Source organism: Herbaspirillum sp. C9C3 (genome assembly GCF_013359625.1).
GTDB lineage: Bacteria > Pseudomonadota > Gammaproteobacteria > Burkholderiales > Burkholderiaceae_D > Herbaspirillum.
Genome location: NZ_JABFMQ010000049.1, coordinates 1 through 8585, shown reverse-complemented (window position 1 = coordinate 8585; position 8585 = coordinate 1). Strand labels below are relative to the sequence as shown.

The 8585-nt window shown below is 64.2% G+C and carries 9 protein-coding genes; 1 reads left to right on the top strand and 8 read right to left on the bottom strand.

Translation table 11 applies throughout. The features are described from left to right. Positions 1–81: 81 nt before the first annotated feature. Positions 82–1350, top strand: a complete 1269-nt coding sequence (locus HNO82_RS21900; RefSeq protein WP_283810210.1) for a TonB-dependent receptor — start codon at positions 82–84, stop codon at positions 1348–1350. Between the two features lie 58 nt (positions 1351–1408). Here the strand turns inward: HNO82_RS21900 and HNO82_RS21895 are convergent, their stop codons facing one another. Genes HNO82_RS21895 through HNO82_RS21860 form a run of 8 tightly spaced genes read right to left on the bottom strand, consistent with a single transcriptional unit; the run spans position 1409 to position 8417 of the window. Then, positions 1409–1780: a RidA family protein gene (locus tag HNO82_RS21895; RefSeq protein WP_008333223.1), complete on the bottom strand. Its 372-nt coding sequence runs from the start codon at positions 1778–1780 to the stop codon at positions 1409–1411. Between the two features lie 52 nt (positions 1781–1832). Beyond that, the gene (locus HNO82_RS21890; protein ID WP_175345131.1) at positions 1833–3236 is read right to left on the bottom strand and encodes an NAD(P)/FAD-dependent oxidoreductase; all 1404 of its coding nucleotides are present in this window, start codon (positions 3234–3236) and stop codon (positions 1833–1835) included. Then, a complete protein-coding gene (locus HNO82_RS21885; protein WP_175345130.1) occupies positions 3233–3544 on the bottom strand; it encodes a (2Fe-2S)-binding protein in 312 nt (103 codons plus the stop codon). The genes HNO82_RS21890 and HNO82_RS21885 overlap by 4 nt, the downstream gene beginning before the upstream one ends. Beyond that, positions 3516–4640, bottom strand: a complete 1125-nt coding sequence (locus HNO82_RS21880) for an NAD(P)/FAD-dependent oxidoreductase (protein ID WP_175345129.1) — start codon at positions 4638–4640, stop codon at positions 3516–3518. The genes HNO82_RS21885 and HNO82_RS21880 overlap by 29 nt, the downstream gene beginning before the upstream one ends. After that, positions 4637–5410: an ABC transporter permease gene (locus tag HNO82_RS21875; RefSeq protein ID WP_081486118.1), complete on the bottom strand. Its 774-nt coding sequence runs from the start codon at positions 5408–5410 to the stop codon at positions 4637–4639. The genes HNO82_RS21880 and HNO82_RS21875 overlap by 4 nt, the downstream gene beginning before the upstream one ends. A 23-nt stretch (positions 5411–5433) precedes the next feature. Further along, on the bottom strand, positions 5434–6294 hold the full coding sequence (locus HNO82_RS21870) for an ABC transporter permease (protein WP_175345128.1): 861 nt from the start codon (positions 6292–6294) through the stop codon (positions 5434–5436). After that, positions 6291–7343: an ABC transporter ATP-binding protein gene (locus tag HNO82_RS21865; protein ID WP_008333208.1), complete on the bottom strand. Its 1053-nt coding sequence runs from the start codon at positions 7341–7343 to the stop codon at positions 6291–6293. The genes HNO82_RS21870 and HNO82_RS21865 overlap by 4 nt, the downstream gene beginning before the upstream one ends. A 42-nt stretch (positions 7344–7385) precedes the next feature. Then, positions 7386–8417 (bottom strand): ABC transporter substrate-binding protein, encoded by a 1032-nt coding sequence (locus HNO82_RS21860; RefSeq protein ID WP_249777068.1) that lies wholly within the window; start codon positions 8415–8417, stop codon positions 7386–7388. Between the last annotated feature and the right edge of the window lie 168 nt (positions 8418–8585).

Below are 8585 nucleotides of genomic sequence, written 5' to 3'. Positions count from 1 at the left end.
GCAGTCAACGCTTGGCGACCTCTCGCACTCGCAGATTTAATGTGAACAGGCCCTAACGCCCATGCGCAGGAACCGGGCTACCTGACGGCTCAGGATGCGCGCAGCAATCCGACCTCCGCGTATGCCTATGCTCAGTCCGATGGCGGCAACCGCCAGATGGACCAGGTCAGCCTGCACTTCGATGGCGACATCGATGACCAGCTCTCGGTCGCTGCCAAGCTTTATCTCAACCGCGTGCGTGACCAGCGCTGGCTGCGTTACTCGTCCACCACGTCGCAGCAGGAGCGCCTCATCGACGAGACCCACTACGGGCTGTTGACCAATGCTACCTACCGCCCGCGCTGGAAGGCGTTCGAAGGCATGAGCGACCTGGCGTTGGAAGGCGGCTTCAGCATGGAGCGCCAGGAGGACCAGAGCCCGCGCTACAACACGGTCAACCAGGTACGTGTGTCGCAGACGCGCGATCATCATTTCGTCTTCGATACGGTGGGGACCTATGTGCAGGCCGTGATCAAGCCCGTGGAGGCGCTGCGCATCATTCCCGGTTATCGGGTGGACCATGTGGGTGGACGTTTCAACGACCCTTCGCGCGGGGTGAGCTATGGCATCCAGGATTACGGCTATATCCGCCAGCCCAAGCTCAGCGTGGTGTATGCACCGATCCGCCAGGCCAGCATCTATGCCAACTGGGGGCGTACCTTCCAGGTCGGTGCCGGCGCGGCAGCCTACAAGTCCAACAACAACGACTTGCGTCCTTCCATCAATGAGGGCTGGGAAACCGGCGTCAAGTTCACGCCCGTGGACTGGCTTGATGGCCGCGTGGCGGTGTGGGAGCAGCGGGCCTCGGACGAGGTCAAGCGTCGTCTGAACGATCCTACTGGCGACTCGGAAAACGTGGGACGGACCAAGCGCAATGGTGTCGACCTGCAGATCAACCTGCGCGCCGGCAAGCGCACCACGCTGTGGCTGGCCTATTCGCGCCAGCGATCGGAAATCATCACGCCGGACCCGACCGCACCCAACACCCTCGGCAAGGAAATCGACCACGTGCCGCGCCAGGTGTATTCCGGTGGCATCGACTACCAGGCCACGGCGGACCTGAAGCTGTCGACCTCGGTCAACGGCCAGGGCAGCTATTACCTGACCACCGCCAATACCGGTGGCAAGTTCGGCGGCTACACGCTCTTCAACGCCAGTGCCACCTATCAGGTCACGCCCAGGCTGAGCCTGGAACTGCAGCTCAAGAACCTGGCCAATCGCTACTATGAATATGTCTGGATCAATGACCAGACCCGGCATGCCCCCGGGGACGGACGGGCGATGTATGTCTCGGCCAATATGAAGTATTGAGCAAAAATGCGGGACAGGCCTGCCACCGCCGTGGCGGCCCGCCTTCTTTGTGGCAGGTCTACTGAGCAGCGACCACCGTCATTTCCACCAGCAGACTGGAGGCGCCCAGCCTGGCCTCGAGCGTGGTCCGGGCCGGGGCGGTGCCGGCGGGCACCCAGGCGTCCCAGACGGCATTCATGGCGGCAAAGTCGCTGATGTCGCGCAGGTAGATGGTGGTCGAGAGGATACGCTCGCGGTGCGATCCCGCTTCGCTGAGCAGGGCATCGATGCGGGCCAGCACTTCCGTGGTCTGGGTGGCGATGTCGGCCTGCGCATGGGGGCCGCCGCTTGCGGTCTGTCCGCACAGGTACACCAGGCCGCCATACTTGACGATCTTGCTCATGCGCGCATTGGTGTGCTTTCTTTCGATGCTGTGGTCGGTGGTGCTCAAGCGATTCTCCTGTCAACGATGGATCATGTCACTGCCATGGCCTTGCGCCGGATCATTCCGAGGCAAGGGGTTCGGTATCGGCCAGCGCGGCCAGCGAGGCCAGCGCGATCGGTTTGAGGGGCGTGCGGATGTGATAGGCACCGACTTCCTCGGGTGGCTTGCCCAGCTCCTGCGCCAGGATCTGCGTCACGCTCAGGCCGCACATGCGTCCCTGGCAGGGACCCATGCCGCAACGACTGAAGAACTTGGTCTGGTTGGGCCCCTGGCAGCCCAGGCGCGCCATCTCGCGGATCTGTCCGGCGCTGACCTCTTCGCAACGGCACACGATGGCCTCATCGGGTGGGCTGGCAAGCCACTGTGGCGGGCGATAGAGCGTATCCAGAAAGGGACGGATCTTCAGATGCCGGGCGCGTTCTGCCCTTGCCTGCGCGATCAGGGCGGCGCATGCCGCCGCGTCGGACTTGCCGATGGCCAGGGCGGCATGGGCCGCAGCGATGATCCCTGCCGATTCCGCCGCCCGCGCACCCGCAATGCCGGCACCGTCGCCAGCGATGCGCAAGCCTTCCAGCGAGGTCTGGCCGCCTTCGTCCACGACGGGTGTCCAGCACAGATTGAGGGCATCCCAGCGGTGATCCAGGCGCAGCTGGCGACTCAGCTGCGTATTGGGGACCACGCCATGGTGCAGCAGCACCACCTTGGCCGCCAGAGTGTGGTCGCGGGCACCGACGCTGAACCGTACCCGTTCGACCTGACCCTTGCCCTCGATGCGCAGCGCGCTGGCGCCCTGGTACAGCGGTACGCCGGCCCGGCGCAAACGCCACAGCATCTTCAGGCCCTTCATCAGGTACTGCGCTGCCCCCAGTGCGGCCGCCAGATGAGGCAGGGCGCGCCTGAGGTTCTCGGGTGGCGAGGTCTGTACCACCGCCGCCACCTCGGCACCGGCCTCCAGCAGTTGGCAGGCCACCAGCAACAGCAGGGGGCCGGCACCGGCCAGTACCACGGGGCCCTGCGGTACCGAGGCCGAGGTCTTCATCGCGATCTGCGCGGCGCCCGCATTGAGCACGCCGGGCAAGGTCCAGCCAGGCAGTGGCGAAGGGCGTTCCATGGCACCGGTGGCGGCGATGATCTGGCGGGCGCGCAAGCGATAGGAACGTTCGTCCTGTTGTACCGTGAGCACCAGATCCTGGGTGATTTCCCATACCAGGGCGCCGCTGCGATAGTCCACACCGCACTGCTGCAGGCGCTCGGCCAGGCCGCGTCCATGCAGGTAATCCGGACCCAGCACGGCGGCCACCCTGGGTGGCACCTGCGTGACATGGCGATAGATCTGCCCGCCCGGATGCGGCTGCTCGTCCAGCAGCAAGGTCTTCAGTCCCAATGCTGCGGCACTGATGGCCGCCGACATGCCGGCCGGGCCGGCGCCGATGATGATGAGATCGTGGGTCGGTGCCATCATGCGGGGTCTCCCACGCGACGCGCGCCGTGCGGCAGCCGCACCTGCATGCCGGCATGCACCGGGACCATGCAGGACTGCACGTTCTGGCGGCCATCGACTTCGACCAGGCAATCGAAACACACGCCCATCAGACAGAAGGGCGCACGCGGGCTTGCTGATACCGGGGTATGCCGCAAGGGGCTGATTCCCGCATTGAGCAGGGCAGTGGCCAGGCTTTCGCCTTCCCTGGCGCTGATGGACTGGCCGTCCACCAGAATGGCAACCTCGGGGCGACGGTCTTCATCGGCCGTCAGCATCGACTTGAACATGGAATCGCTCCGCTTTGAAGGTGGAAATGGCGGCTGGCTCGGCAGCACCCCGGATCCAGTCCGAGAGGGGACCGGCGTGCATGGCCGCCAGCGTGATGCCGCTGTGGCAGGTCACCAGGAAAGCCCCGGGACATTGACGCGACTGCTCGTAGATGGGGAAGCCATCCGGTGTCATCACCCGCAATGCCCCCCAGGAGCGAACGACATTGGCGCCATCGAGCAGCGGAAAATATTTACGTGCGCGGTTGGCGATATGGGCCAGCTGGTCGATCGAGGTGCGGTCATCAAAACCGACGTCCTCCTTGGAGTCACCGATCTGGACCACGCCTTCGCCTGTCTGCCGAACATGGCCCGAGGGGTGGCGCAGAAACGGCTGCATGCGTTCGGTCACCAGCACCTGGCCGCGATTGGGGGCGACCGGCGCGTCCAGTCCGACCAGCGGAGCCAGCGTGCGGTTGCCCAGCCCGGCGGCCAGCACCAGCTTGCCGGCCACGTATTGCTGGCCACCGGCGTGGACCTCGAACTGCCCGGCACGATGGACGATCTGCTCACAGTGCACGCCGTTGCGCAGGACCCCGCCGCGTGCATGAAAGGACTGCACCAGCGAGCGCAGCAGGCGTAACGGACTGACGTGACCATCACGCGGACCATAGACGGCACCGACCACTTCCGGTCCGATGTACGGTGAGAGTTCTTTCAGGGCCACCGGATCGAGTACCTCGAAGGGATAGTCACCGACGGCCTCGCGCAGGCGTTCCAGTTTCTGCACGTAGGCGCGCAGCTCGTCGTCGTTGAGGAAGAATTGCAGTCCGCCGATCTGTTGCAGTTCCAGGTCGATGCCGTTGCCGGCCGTCAGCTCCTGTGCGAAGGACGACCAGCGCAACACCGAGGCCATGCTCCAGCGCGCATAGTCGGGACGTTCCTCTCCCTTGCCCTGTACCCATACCAGACCGAAGTTGCCGCGTGCGGCGCGGAAGGCATCATCGCCTTCGTCCAGTACCAGCACCCTTTCACCGGCCTTGCTCAGGCCGTAGGCGATGGACATGCCTACCACGCCGCCGCCGATGATGAGGGTATCGATATCCGTTGAAATCATGATGTCTTTCCAGAGAGAATCCGGTCCAGTCCGTAGAAGCGTTCCAGCAGTGCCATGAGCACCAGCGTGAGCACGATGAGCACGGTGGAGACCGAGGCCAGCAGCGGATCAATGGTGTTGGCGATGTGGTTGTACATCTTCACCGGCAGCGTCTCGGTGCCGGCCGAGGCGACGAAGATGGACATGGTGAGTTCATCGAAGCTGTTGATGAAGGCGATGATCCAGCCCCCGGCCACACCGGGAATGAGCAGTGGCAGCTCCACCCGCCGGAACACGGTCCAGGCCGAGGCCCCCAGCGACTGGGCGGCCTGCGCAATGGTGCGGTCAAAGCCGGTAGCCGCAGCCACCACCAGGCGCAGCACGTAGGGCAGCACGATGACCGTGTGTGCGACTGTCAGGCCCCAGGCGGTACCGGGCGAACCCAGCAAGGTGAGCAAGCGCAGCAGCGCAATGCCCAGCACGATGTTGGGCACCATCAGGGGCGACAACAGCAGCCCCAGCAGTGCCTCCCGGCCGGGGAAGCGATACCAGGCGATGGCCATGCCGGCCGGTACCGCCAGCAGAGTCGCCAGGGTCGCCGCCGTCACACCCAGCCACAGGCTGCGATAGAAGGCCGTCATGAAGCTGTCGTCGCTCAGGATGGCGCCATACCAGCGCAGCGAGGCGCCGTCGAAGGGCAGCGAGATATATCCCTTGTCGGTGAAGGAGACGCACACCACCATCACCAGCGGCGCCAGCATGAAGGTCGCAAAGGCGAGATGGAACAGCATCAGGGGCAGGGGCACGCGCGTCTTCATTGGAACACCTGCTTGTAACGTCGCTCCACCAGGCGGTTGACGCCCAGCGAGACGGCCAGCACGATCACCAGCAACACCACCGACAGGGCCGCGCCCAGAGGCCAGTTGAGATTGCCCAGGAATTCATCGTAGATCGTCGTGGGCACCACCTTGAGCCGCCGTCCGCCGATGATGGCCGGCGTGGCGAAGGCGCTGGCAGCCAGCGAGAACACGATCAGACCACCCGAGAGTACCCCCGGGATGACCTGCGGAAAAACGATGCGCAGCATGATCGTACCCAGCCCCGCGCCCAGCGATTCGGCGGCCTGTTCGGTGGCGGGATCGAGCTTTTGCAGGGATGCCCACACCGCCAATACCATCATCGGCACCAGCACGTGTACCAGCGCGATCACCACACCGGTAAAGGTGAACATGATCTTGACCGGCGTATCGATGAGGCCAACCGCCATGAGCGCCTTGTTGATCACGCCTTCATTGCCCAGCAGGATGGCCCAGCCCAGGGTGCGCACGACCACCGAGATCAGCAGCGGTCCCAGCACGATGACCAGGGAGACGGCGCGCCATCGTTCCGACAGGCGCGAGAGTACGTAGGCTTCCGGTAAGCCGATGACGATGCAGATCAGGGTGACCACCAGGGCCAGCCCGAAGGTGCGCAGGAAGATGGTCTGGAAGTAGTCGTCGGTGGCGATATCGAGATAGTGCGACAGCGTGAGATGGTCGCCCGTGCCGCCACCGGCCACGAAGGGGAAGAAACTCAACGACAAGGTAATCACCAGGGGCAACACCACGAAGGCCAGCGTGAGCAGGGCTGCGGGCGTGCCCATCCAGTAAGGTAGTGCGCCGGGACGGGAGCTCATTGTGCCGCTCCGCTACGGGGGACCACGCGCGCATGCTCCGGTGCCCAGCGCAGGCTGACCGGATCGCCTTCGTCCCAGTCGGGAGCGCCCTTGTTGGCCTGGCTGATCTGGACCAGGCCCAGCGGTGTCTGCACCTGGTAAAGCCAATGATTGCCCAGGAATACGCGGGCCTGCACGCGACCGGCCAGCAGCGCCGTCTCGGGCGTGGTGAATTCGAGTTTCTCGGGACGGACGATGTATTCGACCTCGCCGCAGGTGGCCAGGTCTGCTGCCGGCAGACGATAGCCCTCCAGTTCCACGCAATGGTGGCCCTGCACGCGGGTAGCGGCGAACACGTTGGCCTTGCCCAGGAAGGTCGAGGAAAAACGTCCGTTCGGTTGTTCGTACATGTCGTAAGGACGGCCGATCTGTTCGATGCCACCCTTGTTCATCAAGACCACGCGGTCGGAGAGGGTCATGGCTTCTGCCTGGTCATGCGTGACCATGATGGTGGTCACGCCCACCCGATGCTGCAGGGCGCGCAGTTCGATCTGCATTTCCTCGCGCAGCTTGGCGTCCAGTGCTCCCATCGGTTCATCCAGCAGCAATACCGGTGGCTGGACGGCCAGGGCGCGTGCCAGTGCAACACGCTGGCGCTGGCCGCCGGAGAGCTCCTTGGGATAGCGTTGCGCCATCGCGCCCAGGTGAACCAGCTCCAGCGTTTCCGAAACCCGTCGGTTGCGCTCGCCGCCGGGCAGTCCCTGCATTTCCATCCCGAAGGAGACGTTCTGCGCCACCGTCATGTGCGGGAACAAGGCGTAGTTCTGAAACACGATGCCCAGTCCGCGCCGACTCGGCTTGACCTCGGTGATGTCGCGGCCATCCAGCAGGATGCGTCCGCTGCTGGGTTGCACGAAGCCGGCGATCATCTGCAGCGTGGTGGTCTTGCCGCAACCTGACGGTCCCAGCAGGCTGATGAATTCGCCCTTGTCCACCGACAGATCGCACTGTCGGACCGCCACCACGTCGCCATAGTGCCTGGACAGGCCATTCAATTGAAGAAAGCTCATGGAGGGGTCCCCTGGTCTGATCTGGTAAGGGTGCGCGGGCGTTTAGCGCTCGACGGCACGATTCCAGCGGTTGGTCCACTCGGCACGCTGGGCATTGATGACGCCGTAGTTGGGCGCAATCATCTGTCCCACCTTCTCAGGACCATAGACCACGCGCTTGATGACCTCCGGAGAAAGCTTGGTGGTCTTGTTGACCGGCCCCCAGCCCTGGGCATTGGCGAGGATGGCCTGCACGTCGGCCGACAGCACGTATTGCAGGAACTGCTGCGCCAGCTTGGCTTGCGGTGCGCCTTCCACGACGCAGGCGGCCGACATGAGCGCTACTGCACCTTCCTTGGGGTAGACGAATTCCACCGGGGCGCCCTGGTCGATCACGGCCTGCACGCGGCCATTGCCCCACACCGCCAGCGCGGCTTCACCGGTCTGCAGCATTTCGGCCATCTTGCCCGGCGAGGGTTCCCAGGCCAGTACGTTGGGCGCCACCTTCTTGATCATGGCGTCGAAGCCCGGCGCGATTTTCTCTTCGCTGCCGCCGTTGAGGCGAGCCATCATCACCAGCGTGAGCAGGCCGTAGCCGTTGGTGATGGGGGGAATCACCACTTTCTGCTTGTACTTGGGATTGGTCAGGTCCTGCCAGGAGTCGGGCGCTTTCCAGCCGTTCCTGGCAAAGACCTCCTTGTTGTAGGCCAGGCCGGTGGCGATGAAGCCGATGCCGATGGACTTGTCCCCGATCATGCGGGCATTGGGATAGACCTCGCGCGAGCTGCTGCCTTCTTCCATCTTGGCGCACAGGCCCTGTCCGACCGCCTGGTACATCGGGCCGTCATCGATCATGGCCAGCGACATTTCCTGGCGGCCCTGCTGGGCTTGCAGCTTGGCCAGGATGTCGGTGGAGTTGCCCGAGACGTAGACGACCTTGCTGCCGGTGCTGGCCTCGAAGGGCGGAATGATCTTTTCCTTGAAAGCCTGTTCGGTGGAACCGCCATAGCCGCCGACGTACATCGTTTCGGCTGCATGGGAAGTCGCCGTGGCCAGCAAGGCGGCCGTCATCGTTACGCCAAGAATGTTTCGCATCAGGTATTCCTCCAAGTAGGGAGTGCAGTTGAATGGCCAGCAGGAGAATGTGAACAGGCCCTAGGGCCTGTTCTCATTAAATCTGCGAGATGCGTTGCCCCCAGAAGGCGTGGTGGCAAGGCGCGCGTCAGGGCTGGTGGTGGTGCCACCAGCCCTGACGTGCAACGC